Source organism: Oleiharenicola sp. Vm1 (assembly GCF_047777955.1).
GTDB lineage: Bacteria > Verrucomicrobiota > Verrucomicrobiia > Opitutales > Opitutaceae > Didemnitutus.
The window spans coordinates 3,176,284-3,189,736 of record NZ_CP180537.1 but is presented as its reverse complement, the minus strand read 5'-3'; the positions used below and the strand labels follow the sequence as shown (position 1 = coordinate 3,189,736).

Below are 13,453 nucleotides of genomic sequence, written 5' to 3'. Positions count from 1 at the left end.
CCCATTCGCTGGCGGCCGCGATGTCGCCGCCCATGAGCTCGGCGAGGCGCCGGCAGATGGCGAGGCCGAGGCCGGTGCCCTCGTGCTGGCGGGCGAGGCCGCTGTCGATCTGGCGGAAGGGCTGGAAGAGCGAGGCGAGGTCGGCGGGCTTGATGCCGATGCCGGTGTCGGTGACGCGGAGCCGCACGGCGCCGGAGGGCAGGCGCGCGGCCTCGAGCGTGACGCGGCCGCGTTCGGTGAACTTCACGGCGTTGTTGAGGAGGTTGAGCAGGATCTGCTCGACGCGGCGGCGGTCGCCGGTGACGTGGCCGAGCGGGGGCGTGGCGCGGAGCTCGAGCGCGAGGCCGCGCTTCTCCGCCAGCGGGCGGACGAGGCCGCCGATGCGGGCGAGGGCGTCGTCGAGGTCGAAGGGCTCGGCGCGCACCTCCAGCTGGCCGGACTCGATCTTGGAGATGTCGAGCACGTCGTTGATGAGCTCGAGGAGGTGGCGGGCGCTGGTGCGGACCATGCCGAGCTGCTTGGTCTGCTCGGGATTGAGCGGGCCGGCGAGGCCCTGGAGCACGATGCCGGTGAAGCCGATGATGGAGTTCAGCGGCGTGCGCAGCTCGTGGGACATGGTGGCGAGGAACGCGGACTTGATCCGGTCGGCGGCCTCGGCGCGCTCGAGGGCGGACTGCAGCTCGGCGGTGCGCGCGGCGACGGCGCGCTCGAGGTTCTCGTTGGTGTCGCGCAGGAGGCGCTCGGTGCGCTTGCGGGCGGTGATGTCCTGGAGGGTGAGGAAGGCCAGGGTGCGGCCGCCGGCGTAGGTCACCTGCGAGCCGGTGTAGCTGAGGATGCGTTCCCAGTCGCCGGCGCGGCGGCGGACGCGCACCTCGACGTTGTCGAGCGTCTCGCCGCGGCGGACGCGCACGAGCGGCCAGTCCTCCGGCGGCAGCGGCGCGCCGTCGAGCGTGTGCAGCTCGAACACCTCGGAGAAGCGGCGCTGCCAGCGGCGGCCCTCGTCGGCGTCGTCGAAGCCGAGCAGGCGCAGCGCGGCGGGGTTCCAGTGGAGGAAGTCGCCGCCGGGCTCGGCGATGACGAGGCCCTCGCGGAGGTTCTCCACCACGACGCGGAGGCGCTCCTGGGTTTCCCCGAGGACGAGCTCGGCGCGGCGCCGCTCGGAGATGTCGATGCCGGCGCCGACGAGGCAGGTGCGGCCCTCGAACTCGACGCGGCGGCCGGTGAAGAAATAGGGCGTGCGGCGGCCGTCCTTGGCGCGGAAGGACGCCTCGACGGAGGACTCGCCGGTGGTGAAGACCTCGGCGATGCGCGCCTCGACCGCAGCCCGTTCCTCCGGGGCGAAGAAATCCAGCGGGTGCAGGCGGGCGATCTCGTCGGGGCCGTAGCCGGAGACCCGCTCGAAATTCTTGTTCCAGCGGAGAAACCGCCCGTTGGTGTCGTAGAAATACAGCACGCCCGGCATGCTGTCGATCATGGTGTCCGAGAACGTGCGCTCGCCGTGGGCGCGGGCCTCGGCGCGGCGTCGCTCCTCCTCGCGGGCGTAGCTCTCCAGGGCGAAGGAGAGATCGTCGGCCGCCTCGGTGAGCAGCTCGAGTTCGCGCTCCTGGAAGTAGCCGGCGCGGCTGGCGAAGACGTTGATCACGCCGACAGAGTGGCCGCCCTGGCGCAGGGGCAACGCGACCATCGCGGGCAGGCCGTGCGCCAGCAGGTCGCCGCGCCACGGCTCCATGATCGGGTCGAACGCGACGTCGTTGCAGACATAGGGCCGGCCGTTGCGGAAGGCGCGGCCGGTGGGGCCCTGGCCCTCGGGGCGCTTGTCGGCGAAGAGGGCGAGGGAGCGGATGTAGTCCCCGCCCGCGCCGGCGGTGGCGATGGTGTCGAGCTGCTGCGTGGCGGGGTCGTGCCAGCCGACCCAGGCGAGGCGGAAGCCGCCGTGCTCCACCAGCACGGCGCAGATGCGGCGGAGCATTTCCTCGCGGCCGGACACGCGGGCGATGGCCTGGTTGATCTGGCGGTGGGCGTTGTAGAGCTGGTTGAGGCGCTGGATCTCCCCCTGCTGGGCCTGGAGGAAGGCGTAGCCCGCCTCCATGGCGCCGAACGCGCGGTGCATCAGCAACAGCAGCAGGCCGGAGGTGAGGACGACGAAGGCGATGCCCTTGTAGACGCTCCAGCGCACGAAGTCCTCGGGATTGTTGAACAGCAGGCTGAGCGCCTGGTCGGAGAACAGGATCCAGAGCGTCGCGAACAACGCGTAACCGACCGCAATCCACGCCGCGCGCGAGCGGAGTTGCTCCAGGAAACGACCGAGCATTTTCGGCAGGTGAGCAGGGAGGATCATGCGACGGACGCGCCGTGCGAGGGGGTATGGACGCGAGTGTGCGTCCTGCCCCGGGAATGTCGAGGCCGCTCCCGCGGGCCGGCGCGGGGCCGGTGCGGACTCAGGCGACGGGCACGGGGTCGATCCGCCAGACGTCGCGGGCGTAGCCGGCGATGGCGCGGTCGGAGGAGAAGTAGCCCATGCGCGCGACGCTCAGGATCGAGCGGCGCGTCCAGTTCTCGGTGTCGCGGTAGGCCTCGCCGACGCGGAGCTGGCAATCGGCGTAGGCGCGGAAGTCGGCCAGCACGAGGTAGGGGTCGTGGTCGCGGAGGTTCTCGACCAGCGGGGCGAAGAGCGCGCGGTCCCCGTGGGAGAAGTAGCCGGCGGCGATCCGCTCCAGCACCTCGCGCAGCTCGGCGTCCTGCGCCAGGACGTCGCCCGGGCGGTAGCCGGCGGCGTGGCGCGCGGCGACCGCGGCGGCGTCGAGGCCGAAGAGGAAGAAATTCTCCGCGCCGACCTGCTCGCGGATCTCGATGTTGGCGCCGTCGAGCGTGCCGATGGTGAGCGCGCCGTTGAGGGCGAACTTCATGTTGCCGGTGCCGGAGGCTTCCTTGCCGGCGGTGGAAATCTGCTCGGAGAGGTCCGCGGCGGGGTAGATCGACTGGGCGGACTTGACGTTGAAGTTGGGGAAGAAGACCACGCGCAGGCGGTCGCGCGTCGCGGGGTCGGCGTCGATCGTCTCGGCGAGGGCGTTGATGAAACGGATGATGAGCTTGGCGAAGCGGTAGCCCGGCGCGGCCTTGCCGGCGAAGATCACGGTGCGCGGCGGCAGGTCGAGCTCCGGCTGGCGCTGCAGGCGCAGGCAGAGCGCGGCGACGTGGAGCGCGTTCAGGTGCTGGCGCTTGTATTCGTGGATGCGCTTGGCCTGCACGTCGAAGAGCGAGACGGGGCCGGGTGCGATGCCGGTCTCGCGCGCGAGGAGGCGGGCGAGCGCGGCCTTGTTGGCGAGCTTGACGCGCTGCCAGTCGGCGCGGAACTCGGCGTCGTCGGCGAACGGCTCCAGCTCGCGCAGCCGGGCGAGGTCGCGCAGCCAGCCACGGCCGATGCGGCGCGAGATGAGCGCGTCGAGCCCGGGATTGGCGAGGGCGAGGAAGCGACGGGGCGTGACGCCGTTGGTCTGGTTGGAGAATTTCTCCGGCCAGAGGTCGTGGAAGTCGCGCAGCACGGTCGCGGCGAGGAGGCGCGAGTGGAGCGTGGCGACGCCGTTGATCGCGTGCGCGCCGACGCAGGCGAGGTGCGCCATGCGGACGGAGCGCTCGCCGGTCTCGTCGATGAGCGAGAGGCGGCGGACGCGCGCGTCGTCGCCGGGGAACCGCGCGCGCACCTCGTCGAGGAAGCGCCGGTTGATCTCGAGGATGAGCTCGAGGTGGCGCGGGAGGAGGCGGGCGAAGAGCGGCAGCGGCCAGCGCTCGAGCGCCTCGGGCAGCAGGGTGTGGTTGGTGTAGGCGAAGGTGCGGCGCGTGATCGCCCAGGCCTCGTCCCAGCCCAGCTCGTGCTCGTCGACGAGCAGGCGCATCAGCTCGGCCACGGCGAGGGCGGGATGCGTGTCGTTGAGCTGGACGGCGTATTTGTGGGGGAAGTTGGCGAGGGAGGGGTCGCGCTGCCGGTGGATGCGGATCATGTCCTGCAGCGAGCAGGAGACGAAGAAGTATTGCTGCTCGAGCCGGAGCTGCTTGCCGGCGGCGACCTCGTCGTTCGGGTAGAGGACCTTGGTGAGGTTCTCGGAGGCGATCTTGTCGAGCACGGCGCCGTAGTAGTCGCCCGAGTTGAAGGCCTGGAAATCGAACGACTCGTGCGCCTCGGCCTTCCAGAGGCGGAGGAGGTTGACGGTTTTCACTCCGTAGCCCTGCACCAGGGTGTCGCAGGGCGTGCCGACGATCACGCGCTCGGGGATCCAGCGCACGCGGTAGGCGCCGTGGCGGTCGTGGTAGGCCTCGGTGCGGCCGCCGAGCTTGAGCGGGAAGGCGATTTCGGGGCGCGCGATCTCCCACGGGTAGCCGAGGCGCAGCCAGCGGTCGCTGCGCTCGACCTGCCAGCCATTGCGGATTTCCTGGTCGAAGATGCCGAACTCGTAGCGGATGCCGTAGCCGATCGACGGCAGTTCGAGCGTGGCCATCGAGTCGAGGTAGCAGGCGGCGAGGCGGCCGAGCCCGCCGTTGCCCAGGCCGGGCTCCGCCTCCTGGGCGAAGATCTCGTCGGGATCCCAACCGAGTCCGCGGATGGCGGCGACGAACGGCTCGGTGAGGCCGAGGTTGAGCAGGTTCTTGCCCAGCTGGGGGCCGATGAGGAACTCCGCCGACAGGTAGACGGCGGTGCGGCTGGCGTGCTCGAAGTAGGAGTGCGCCGTGGCGACCCAGTTGCGGAGCAGGCGGTCGCGCACGGCGTAGGCGACGGCGAGGTAGCGGTCGTGCGGCGTCGCGACCTCGGGGAAGCGCGCGAGCATGCAGAACAGCTTGTCGGCGATGTCGCGCTGGATGGCGGCGACGGAGTTGTCGGACGCGAGCGAGGAGGGAGCCGGCGAGTTCATGGGCGGAGGTGGTGAACCCGGCTGCGCGGCGCCGTCCGCGTGAAAAGGCGGCGGGCCAGTCGTGCGCCGCGCGTGCGGCGCGCAAATCTATTACTGCGGGCCCCGGCCCGCGCCAAGGGCAAATCCGGGGTGCCTCAGCTGGCGTAGAGCGTGTAGGCGACGAAGAGGAGCCCGCCGAAGGCCGATCCGAACAGGGCCAGGGTGGCGGCGGCGAATTTCAGCCGCTCGCGGCGATCGTTGGCGATCCAGGCGTTCTCGGTGTGGGATGACGACAGCGGGAGGCGCATGACGGCAAATCAGCGCACGTCCGCAGGGGTGAAAAGCTTTTCCCGGTCGGAGCGCAAACCGATGCGCAACTTCGGCAAGGAATGCACATTTTCGCGGGCAAATCCGTCCGCCCGAGGGCGGCTTCAGTGGCCGACGAGCCCGAAGATCAGCAACCCGAAGCCCGCGGCCAGCGCACCGACGGACACGAGAACGGTGGCGATGAGTTTGAGACGTTCGCGACGGTCGGTCGCGATCCAAGCGTTGTCTTTTTTTGCCATGCAGAAGCTGAACACGGCGTCGTTGATGAGGGGCGGCGCCGGGGTAGAAAAGGGCGCGTCGACGAAAAGTCAGACATTTACGATTTCTTGGAGATTTCATCCGACGCCGACAACGGCTTAGGCCTTGCGGGTGCGTCGTCGATCCCGTGTTGGTAGCAGGCTGGCATGACGCGCCTGCTACATGGGATACAATCTCGGCGAGGCGCAGTCGTGGAACGCGTGACCTCGGGCCCCGGAGCCGGCTCGCTTACGGCACGCGCTCCGGCACCGTCTTGCGCCAGGCGTCGACCTGCAGGCCGATTTGCTCGACCGGGATCGGTTCGAAGCCGAGCGTGCGCAGCGCCGCCGCGTCGCGGGGCGTGAAGCGCAGCGTGCGCGGGTCGAAGGCGCCGGGCGCCTCCGCCGCGAGGCGGTTGCCGGCGAACTCGCGCTGCGTCTCGGGCTCGTCGCGCCGCCAGGTGCGGTAGCCGGCCTCGCCGTCGATGTTCAGGTAGTAGGGATCCCAGAAATCCTCCTTTTGCGCGCGGCGCCGGATGAACGCCGCGTCGGCGATCCAGTTGTCGCGCAGCGTCGTCACGCCGTGGAAGTCGAACGCCCAGTAGTCGTAGACGTCCATCCAGCGGCCGCCCCACGACAGGTTCGCGCGGAAGACGTTGCCCTTCGGCACGGCGGGCTGGTCGGCGAGCAGCGTCACGAGCGCCGGATAACGCGTGGCGTAGGGCGGCCGGTCGCCGCCGATCTCGCGGAAACGGTCGAACAGCCACGGATACTCGCCGTTGAAGTAGTTGCTGGCCCAGCCGAGCCCGCGCGCGTCGAGATGCACCGCGGGCTGGCACTCGACGAAGAGGTTGTTCGTGACGCGATTGTCGCGCCCGCCGCCGACCTGCACGCCGCGGCCGGCGCGGTAGAAGATGTTTCCGTGCACGGTGAACCCGCTGGAGAAATCGTCGAGGTAGACCGCGGTGACGCCGTGCAGGCCGGGCCCCTTGAGGTCGTGCCAGTAATTGTAGCGGATGACGTTGCCGCGCCAGGTGTAGTCGCGGCCGGTGTGGATGCCGCCGGCGTCGCCGGTCTCGAGGCAGACGCGATGGACCTCGTTGAACTCGAGCACGTGGTCGTTGCCGCGCAGATAGAACGCCTCGAAGGGCAGGTCGTGGACGAGATTGTGCGCCACGCGGTGGCCGACGCCGTCGATCATCACGCCGTATTGGCCGGTGCGCAGCCACTGGCTGGCATGATGGATGTGGTTGTTGAGCACGCGGTGGCCCGAGGGCTCGAGCGTGCGGCGGTCGCCGCCGGTGACGCGCACGGCGCCGTTGGCGAGCTCGAAGAAGTCGCAGCTTTGCACGGTGTGCCGGTGGCCGCCGTCGATCGTCACCGCTTCGCCGCCGAGATTGCGCAGGGTAAGGCCGGCGAGCGTGCAGCCCTCGCCGCCGCTCACGAGCACACCCGTGCCGCGGCTGGTTTCGAGCGTGAAGCCGGCGAAGACGACGTGACTCGCGCCGTCGAGATGCACGAGCGGCGCCTCGAGCAGGGAGACGACGAGGTCGCCGGCGCGCGGCTCCGCCGGCGGGAGGAAGTAGATCCGGCCGCGCGCGCGATCGAGCACCCACTCGCCGGGGGCGTCGAGCTCCTCGAGCACGTTGAGGAAACGGTAGCGCTGGTGCTTCGTGTAGCCGTAGGAGTGGTGCGGCTCGGCGAACGTCACCTCGCGCTTCGCGGCGTCGATCGCCTGCACGCGCTGGTAGGTGTCGCTCCAGTCCCAGGTCCAGTAGCCGTGGGCGTAGATCTCGTTGTCGGCGGACCAGTGCGACGGCCGGTCGCCGTCGTAGGCGATGCGGCCGTAGTGCCGCCCCGCCGGCACGCCGTCGAAGCGCTTCTCGCGCGCGAGGCCTTCGTTGAAGCGCTTCGCGCCGGTCTGCGGCACGTCGGCGATGAGGAGCCAGCCCTCGTTGGGGTAGGCGGCGAGCGGCTGGCGCCGGCCGCGGAAGAAGAGTTCGAGGCCGGGATTGCCGCGCTGGGCGATCCGGCCGAAGTCCGCGATGCCCTGCGCGCGCAGGTCGATCACGCGCACCTGCCCGCGCACCGCCGCCGGCAGGCGCGCGAGCAGCGCGGCGTCGGTCAGCGGCGCGGCGGTCACCGTCCGGCCGCCCGACAGCACGGCGCCGGGCTGCGCCTCCCAGCGCACGGGCGCCGCGGCCGTGCCGGCGTCGCGCGCATCGAGCGTGAGCGTCCGCTCGAGCGGGTAGAGCCCGGCCGCGACGCGCACGACCGCACCCGCGGGCAGCTCACCCGCCGCCCGCGCGGCGCGCACGGCGTCGCGCGCGGTCTCGAGGCTCGCGAGCGGACGCCCGGGCCCGACCTCGAAGACGCGCGGCGCCGCCGCGACGGACAACGCCAACACCAGGAATGAACCGCCGACGACCAGAGAACGCATGCCACGATCTCTCCGCCGCGCGCCGCCCGCGGCAAGCGGAGAGCGATTGAAATTTCAGTGATGACGCAGGCGCGCGGACGCCCGCGGCGCGTCGGATGTTCGGCCGCGCGCGCGCCGCCGCGTGGTGTCGCGCGCGGGCGCCGCGCCATTTTCCCGCTTTCGTCCGGGCGGCGCTTCTGCGAGGGATGGCGCGTTCCCCAGCGTCGGTCTCACCCCCAACCTTACCCCCATGAACGCCCTGTTCTCCCTCTGGTTGCCGATCCTGCTCAGCGCGGTGGTCGTGTTCGTCATCAGCTCGCTCATCCACATGGTTTTCAAATGGCACGCCGGCGACTACGGCGCGCTCGCCAACGAGGACGCCGTGCGCGATGCGATCCGCGCGGGCCGGCCCGCCCCCGGCCGCTACGTCCTGCCGCATTGCGCCGACATGAAGGACATGGGCAGCGAGGCGATGAAGCAGAAGTATCAGGAAGGCCCGGTCGCGCACCTCACCATCGGCCCCAACGGCCAGCCCAACATGGGAAAATACCTCGGCCAATGGTTTCTCTGGAGCCTCGTGGTGGCCGCGGTCGCCGGCTACCTCGCCGGTCGCGTTTTCGGTCTCGATCACAACCACGCCCGCGCCGCCGCGAAGCTGGTCGGCGCCGTCACCTTCATCGCCCACGGCTTCGGGACGGTCACCGAGTCGATCTGGATGATGCGCCCCTGGTCGGGTTCGGCGAAGTATCTCCTCGACGCCGCGCTTTACGCGGCCGGCTCCGCCGCCGTGTTCTTCTGGCTCTGGCCGTGACGAGTCGCGTCGCGTGAAGGGCGCTTGAGGACAAGCGCCCCTACCACGAAACACGTTCCGAAGGTAGGGGCCGTTGTCCCCAACGGCCCTGGGTTTGCCGCCCGCGTCACCGTGTGAGCCGTGCGCGGGTTATGCCGCGCGCGCAGGGCGCTTGGGGACAAGCGCCCCTACCGTTCGACGCGTTACGGCCGATCGTATCGCGCGCGCGTTCTCACGCGTCCGGCTCGGGGTCGTCCGGCGGCACGAGCGACTCGAACGTCACCCAGCGTTCGAGTTCCTCGCGGCTGACACCCGCGCGCGCGGCCGCCGCCTCGAGATCGCGGCGGGCGTCGGGCGCCTCGCGCGGGAAGCGTTTCTCCGCGGTCCAGTCGCTCACGAGCGCGGTCTGGAACAGCGTCTCCTGGCCCACCGTGCTCTCGTTGCGCCGGTGCTCGATCTCGTAGGTGGCGGCGTGCATCCGGTCGGGACCTTTCGCGGCGCGCAGGTGCGCCACGACGGCATCGAGGCCGGTCGCCTCCGCCGCCGCCAGCGGCCGCACGGCGCGCACGCGCGCCATCTTCCACGCGCGGTCGCTCTCCGTCCACACCACGTCGGAGACGATCAGCTGCGGGCCGCCGGCCTGGCCGCGAAAGCGCAGTTCCACCGGTTGCCGGCGGTGCGAAATGAGAATGACGACGATCTCCTCGTCCGGCGCCAGCGAGGCGAACGCCAGGCGTTCCGCGGGCAACGCGACGACCGGCGAGGGCGGCGGCCCGACGGCGGTCTGGAAGGCAAATTGCCACACCATCCACAACACGGCCGCGATCCCGATCACGGCTGAGACGGCGCGCGAGCGACGGGAGAGACGACGGGAGCGGTGAAAAGCGAGCAAGCGATCCTCACGCAACACCGGAACCCCCGGAAAGCGAGCCGGCGCGCACCCGGTCCGCGCGCACTGGCGTGCCGCGGGCGCAGGGCGCTTGAGGGCAAGCGCCCCTACCACGAGACAAGCACCCGGTAGGGGCCGTGTCCGATGTCGCTTCGCTCGGTAGTCCCCAACGGCCCTCGGTTTGCCGCCCGCGTCACCCGGCGCCGTGCGTCGGGCCTGCCGCGCGCGCAGGGTGTTTGGGGACAAGCGCCTCGACCGATTAAGGCGGTCCTCCCTCAACCCGGCGTCCCGCGCTTCCACTCGACGTAGATCGCCTCGACCTTCGCGCGTGCCCACGGCGTTTTCCGCAGGAACGTGAGGCTCGACTTGATGCTCGGGTCGAAGAGGAAGCACCGCACCGGCACCCGCCGCCCCAGCTCCGCCCAACCGAACGCGGCGACGAGCTCCGTGAGCAACTTCTCGAGCGTGACACCATGCAGCGGGTCGTTGGAAGAGTGGGCCATCGCGGAGAGTTGTGACCGCGCCGCGCCCGGAAGGCACGGAGGAAAACGCCCCGCCATCGTTCCAGGGTAGGGGCCGTGTCCGATGTCGCTGCGCTCGGTAGCCCTCAGCCGCCCTCGAATGAGGAAGGGCCCACGAAACACACCAAACACACGAAAAGGGGAGGCCGCTTCGCCCGCGAATGACGCGAATCGCCGCGAATCACCCGCGCGATGGCGCGATGTCCCGGACGCCGCCCGCGCAAGCGTCCATGACCGGTAGGGGCGGTGTCCGATGTCGCTACGCTCGGTAGTCCTCAACCGCCCTTGCACGTGGCATCGCGCCGCGAACGAAAGGGCGCTTGAGGACAAGAGCCCCTACCGGCGAAACACGGATTGAGGTAAGGGCGGTAGCCCTCAATCGCCCTAGAACGAGGCAGAGCGCCCGAGCGACACGCTCGCGCCTCCGAGCAACACGCGCGGTGCCCCCCGCAACGACGTCGTCCGACCAAACAATCGAGCCGTCCGGCAAAACAAGGAACTCGTCCGCCGAAACAACGGAGTTGGAGCCCAAAACAATAGACTCGTCCCCCGAAACAATAGAGCCGGGCCACGAAGCAATTGAGTCGGGAGGCGAAGCAATTGAGTCGGGAGGCGAAGCAATTGAGTTGGGAAACGAAACAATTGAGTTGGCGGCTCAAGCAATGAGCTCGGCGGCTCAAGCAATCGGGTCGTCCGTGTAAACAATCGCCTCGGCGTGTAAAACAATCGGGTTGGCGTGGGAAACAATGACGCACGGCGGTCAAACAATCGCCTCAGCGCCTCAAGCAATGAGCTCGGCCGCTCAAACAATCGGGTCGGCGTGTAAAACAATGAGCTCGGCGCGTGAAGCAATGACCCTCTCGCGAGAAGCAATGACCCACTGCGGTCGAGCAATTGCGCAAGTGGTTGATTCCGGTGCCCGGAGCGGCGCCGCAGGCGCGAGGTGACCGGAAGCATCGCACCCCGGGCGCCGCGCAATTGAGGAGCCCCTGTCCGCGACGGGGGCGTTCGTAAGGTAGGGGCGGTTGTCCTCAACCGCCCTCGACCGTGGCGGCGCCCGCGAAACGCACCCAAACCACGAAAACCAACCGGACTGCCCGCGAATAACCCGAATCGCCGCGAATCACCCGGGCGATGTCGCGATGTCCCGGACGACGCCTCCACATTCATGCATCGATCCGGTAGGGGCGGTGTCCGATGTCGCTACGCTCGGTAGTCCTCAACCGCCCTCAAACGTGCCATCATGCCGCGAGCGAAAGGGCGCTTGGGGACAAGCGCCCCTACCGAAGAAACGCGCGCTGCTTCAGGTAGGGACGATGTCCGATGTCGCTGCGCTCGGTAGCCTCCAACCGTCCTGGAACGAGGGCGTGGCCACGTTGCGGGCATCAGGGCGGTTGAGGGCAACCGCCCCTACCGGGATGCCTTCGGCGCACTTGGGCGTGCGAGCGCGGGCGTCGCGGCCGGCAGCGAGACGGCGCCGATCGCGCGGCGAGTTACGAGCTGCGGCGCCGGAGTTCCGCGAGCGCGTCGAGCACGGCCTTGTCCGTGAGCGAGGCCAGCCAGATCAGGACGAGCACGTTTACCAGAGGCAGCAGGCCGAGAATGGCCCAGGCTCTCGACCGTCCCTTGCGCGGCGCCATGACGAAGATCGCGATGGCAACGACAAGGAAGACCAGGAGCATCGGCAGCAGGCTGACCAGCGCGATGGCAGCAGAGGCAGGTTCATGCATAGCGGGAGCGGAAGACTTCGACGAAGGGATAGGGAGACGATGAAAAACCTCACCGCGGGTTGGCCCGGGCACGGGAGCTTGCGAAGCGCGGTAGGCGTGGCAAGGCCGGGGTGCCGGGGATAACGCTTGGGCGCGAACGGACCGGGAAAGCGAAACGGCGAAGTCGGGCGACTAAGCAACGATGCCGGACGACCAAGCCATCGAGCGGGCCGTCGAAGCGGGCTCGCTCCTGACGTGTTCGCGCTTGAAGGATTCAGGACTGGGCATCGATGGGCGCGGCGAGGCGAACTCAGGTCTCGTGGCGCGATGCCCAATGGAGCGGGTGGCGCTTGCTGTGGCTGATCGAGAGGATTTCCAGCTCCTCGCCCGCGATCTTTTCCCAATAGTAGAACGCGTAAGGAAATCTGGGAAGCAGGCCGCGGCGCACGTCCGACTTGATCACGCGCCAACGATGGGGGTGGGCGCGGAGTTCAGCGACGGCGTGGTCCACCGCGGCAATGAAATCGCCGCCGAGTCCGGCGCGCTCCCGCTCATAACGCAGCGCGGCGGCGGTGAACTCGCGCTCGGCTTCGGGGTGAAGAACGATCCTCATCGAGCCGCGTTCAGCGCGGTCCGGACGGCGGCTTGCACCTGCTCGTAGGGACGGCTGACCACTTGGCCCGTGGATGAACTCGCCTGGCGTTGCAAAGCGACCTGAAGTGCCGGATCGGCGTGCTCGGCTTCCAGCATGAACGCGGAGACCTCGGCGAGCTCCGCTGGCGGGAGAGCCTTGATCTCGGCGATGATGGCGGCGGCAGGCTTCACGCCGGCACGGTCGCGCAACCCGTCGGGGAAATCAATCTCCCGTTTTGCGCGGGGATGCGACGCGCTGGCGCTCTGGGCCGACGTCGTGCGGGTGTCTATCCGCTTGCGCGGAGATGCCGGATGATGAAGGCGCGGCCGGGGTGCGACCGGGTTTCGAGCTGCGCGACGACGCGGTCGACGTCGTAGGACACCGAACGGCGGACGAAGGCGTGGCCGGCGGCCGACGCCTCCAGGATCGCGTAGTGCGCGTGCCGGTCCGCCGTGCGCGAGAGGCTGACGGCGCCGGGGTTGAAGACCGTGTTCGCTCCCACGGTGCGCTGCAGCGGCAGATGCGTGTGCCCCACGCAGATCGTGTCGGCGTCGCAACCGGAGAGCAGGGCCGCGAACGCGGCATCGTCGGCCGGAGGTTGGAATCCGTCGCCGTCGTCCCGGCCGGGGCTCGCGTGAACGGCGAGCAGGCGCGTGCCGTCGGGCAGGGTGGTCCGGAATTCCAGGGGCAGTTGCCGGAGCCAGTCGCTCCAGCCGCTGGCGGCGAGGACGCCCTGCGTCCAAGTGAAGGTCCGCTCGACCTCGACGAGACGCGGGAGCAGCGCGGGGTCCCGCGCGACCTCCGCCGGCGTGGGCGGCGGGCGATCGCCCTCGCTCACGTAACGATCCGTGTTGCCGCGGATGAACTGCGCGTGCGGCAGCGCCGTGACCCGGGTCAGGACAACGGCCGGATCGGGGCCGAGCGCCACCAGGTCGCCGAGGAGCCAATAGCCGTCGACGCCGCCGCTCCGCGCGATGTCGGCGAGCACGGCGTCCAGCGCGACGGAGTTGCCGTGGATGTCGGCGAGCAAAGCGATCTTCATCGG

General features: G+C 69.7%; 11 protein-coding genes and 1 pseudogene. 1 reads left to right on the top strand and 11 read right to left on the bottom strand.

Features of this window, described 5'->3' with window-relative positions; genetic code table 11:
• Positions 1-22: 22 nt before the first annotated feature.
• The 5 genes and pseudogenes from ACMYLB_RS15385 to ACMYLB_RS15365 all read right to left on the bottom strand — a co-directional run.
• Positions 23-1,969: pseudogene (locus tag ACMYLB_RS15385) on the bottom strand (PAS domain S-box protein); the annotation flags it as partial.
• A 469-nt stretch (positions 1,970-2,438) separates the two neighbouring features.
• Positions 2,439-4,904 carry a glycogen/starch/alpha-glucan phosphorylase gene (locus ACMYLB_RS15380; RefSeq protein ID WP_415907851.1) on the bottom strand — a complete coding sequence of 822 codons (2,466 nt, stop codon included), beginning with the start codon at positions 4,902-4,904 and terminating at the stop codon, positions 2,439-2,441.
• 134 nt (positions 4,905-5,038) lie between these two features.
• A complete protein-coding gene (locus ACMYLB_RS15375) occupies positions 5,039-5,191 on the bottom strand; it encodes a hypothetical protein (protein WP_415907850.1) in 153 nt (50 codons plus the stop codon).
• 123 nt (positions 5,192-5,314) lie between these two features.
• Positions 5,315-5,464, bottom strand: a complete 150-nt coding sequence (locus ACMYLB_RS15370) for a hypothetical protein (RefSeq protein ID WP_415907849.1) — start codon at positions 5,462-5,464, stop codon at positions 5,315-5,317.
• Positions 5,465-5,696: 232 nt separating this feature from the next.
• Positions 5,697-7,886: a right-handed parallel beta-helix repeat-containing protein gene (locus tag ACMYLB_RS15365; RefSeq protein WP_415907848.1), complete on the bottom strand. Its 2,190-nt coding sequence runs from the start codon at positions 7,884-7,886 to the stop codon at positions 5,697-5,699.
• Positions 7,887-8,115: 229 nt separating this feature from the next.
• Between ACMYLB_RS15365 and ACMYLB_RS15360 the strand changes: the two genes are divergently transcribed.
• Positions 8,116-8,676, top strand: coding sequence for a hypothetical protein (locus ACMYLB_RS15360; protein ID WP_415907847.1), 561 nt, complete (start codon positions 8,116-8,118; stop codon positions 8,674-8,676).
• A gap of 211 nt (positions 8,677-8,887) precedes the next feature.
• On the opposite strand, the gene ACMYLB_RS15355 is transcribed toward ACMYLB_RS15360, so the two are convergent.
• The 6 genes from ACMYLB_RS15355 to ACMYLB_RS15330 all read right to left on the bottom strand — a co-directional run bounded on the left by ACMYLB_RS15355 (position 8,888) and on the right by ACMYLB_RS15330 (position 13,450).
• Positions 8,888-9,490 (bottom strand): hypothetical protein, encoded by a 603-nt coding sequence (locus ACMYLB_RS15355; protein ID WP_415907846.1) that lies wholly within the window; start codon positions 9,488-9,490, stop codon positions 8,888-8,890.
• A gap of 329 nt (positions 9,491-9,819) precedes the next feature.
• Positions 9,820-10,047, bottom strand: a complete 228-nt coding sequence (locus ACMYLB_RS15350) for a VF530 family DNA-binding protein (protein WP_415907845.1) — start codon at positions 10,045-10,047, stop codon at positions 9,820-9,822.
• A gap of 1,511 nt (positions 10,048-11,558) precedes the next feature.
• Positions 11,559-11,795: a hypothetical protein gene (locus ACMYLB_RS15345; protein WP_415907844.1), complete on the bottom strand. Its 237-nt coding sequence runs from the start codon at positions 11,793-11,795 to the stop codon at positions 11,559-11,561.
• A gap of 289 nt (positions 11,796-12,084) precedes the next feature.
• Positions 12,085-12,387, bottom strand: a complete 303-nt coding sequence (locus tag ACMYLB_RS15340) for a type II toxin-antitoxin system RelE/ParE family toxin (RefSeq protein WP_415907843.1) — start codon at positions 12,385-12,387, stop codon at positions 12,085-12,087.
• The gene (locus tag ACMYLB_RS15335) at positions 12,384-12,599 is read right to left on the bottom strand and encodes a hypothetical protein (protein WP_415907842.1); all 216 of its coding nucleotides are present in this window, start codon (positions 12,597-12,599) and stop codon (positions 12,384-12,386) included. Before ACMYLB_RS15335 ends, ACMYLB_RS15340 begins: the two co-directional genes overlap by 4 nt.
• A 95-nt stretch (positions 12,600-12,694) precedes the next feature.
• Entirely contained in the window at positions 12,695-13,450 is a 756-nt protein-coding gene (locus tag ACMYLB_RS15330; protein ID WP_415907841.1) for a metallophosphoesterase family protein, read from the bottom strand.
• Positions 13,451-13,453: the final 3 nt, after the last annotated feature.

Excerpts from the sequence above, each read along its gene's own strand:
- ACMYLB_RS15380 (WP_415907851.1), bottom strand. The coding sequence starts at position 4,904 with ATGAACTCGCCGGCTCCCTCCTCGCTCGCGTCCGACAACTCCGTCGCC.
- ACMYLB_RS15375 (WP_415907850.1), bottom strand. The coding sequence starts at position 5,191 with ATGCGCCTCCCGCTGTCGTCATCCCACACCGAGAACGCCTGGATCGCC.
- ACMYLB_RS15365 (WP_415907848.1), bottom strand. The coding sequence starts at position 7,886 with ATGCGTTCTCTGGTCGTCGGCGGTTCATTCCTGGTGTTGGCGTTGTCC.
- ACMYLB_RS15360 (WP_415907847.1), top strand. The coding sequence starts at position 8,116 with ATGAACGCCCTGTTCTCCCTCTGGTTGCCGATCCTGCTCAGCGCGGTG.
- ACMYLB_RS15350 (WP_415907845.1), bottom strand. The coding sequence starts at position 10,047 with ATGGCCCACTCTTCCAACGACCCGCTGCATGGTGTCACGCTCGAGAAG.
- ACMYLB_RS15345 (WP_415907844.1), bottom strand. The coding sequence starts at position 11,795 with ATGCATGAACCTGCCTCTGCTGCCATCGCGCTGGTCAGCCTGCTGCCG.
- ACMYLB_RS15340 (WP_415907843.1), bottom strand. The coding sequence starts at position 12,387 with ATGAGGATCGTTCTTCACCCCGAAGCCGAGCGCGAGTTCACCGCCGCC.
- ACMYLB_RS15330 (WP_415907841.1), bottom strand. The coding sequence starts at position 13,450 with ATGAAGATCGCTTTGCTCGCCGACATCCACGGCAACTCCGTCGCGCTG.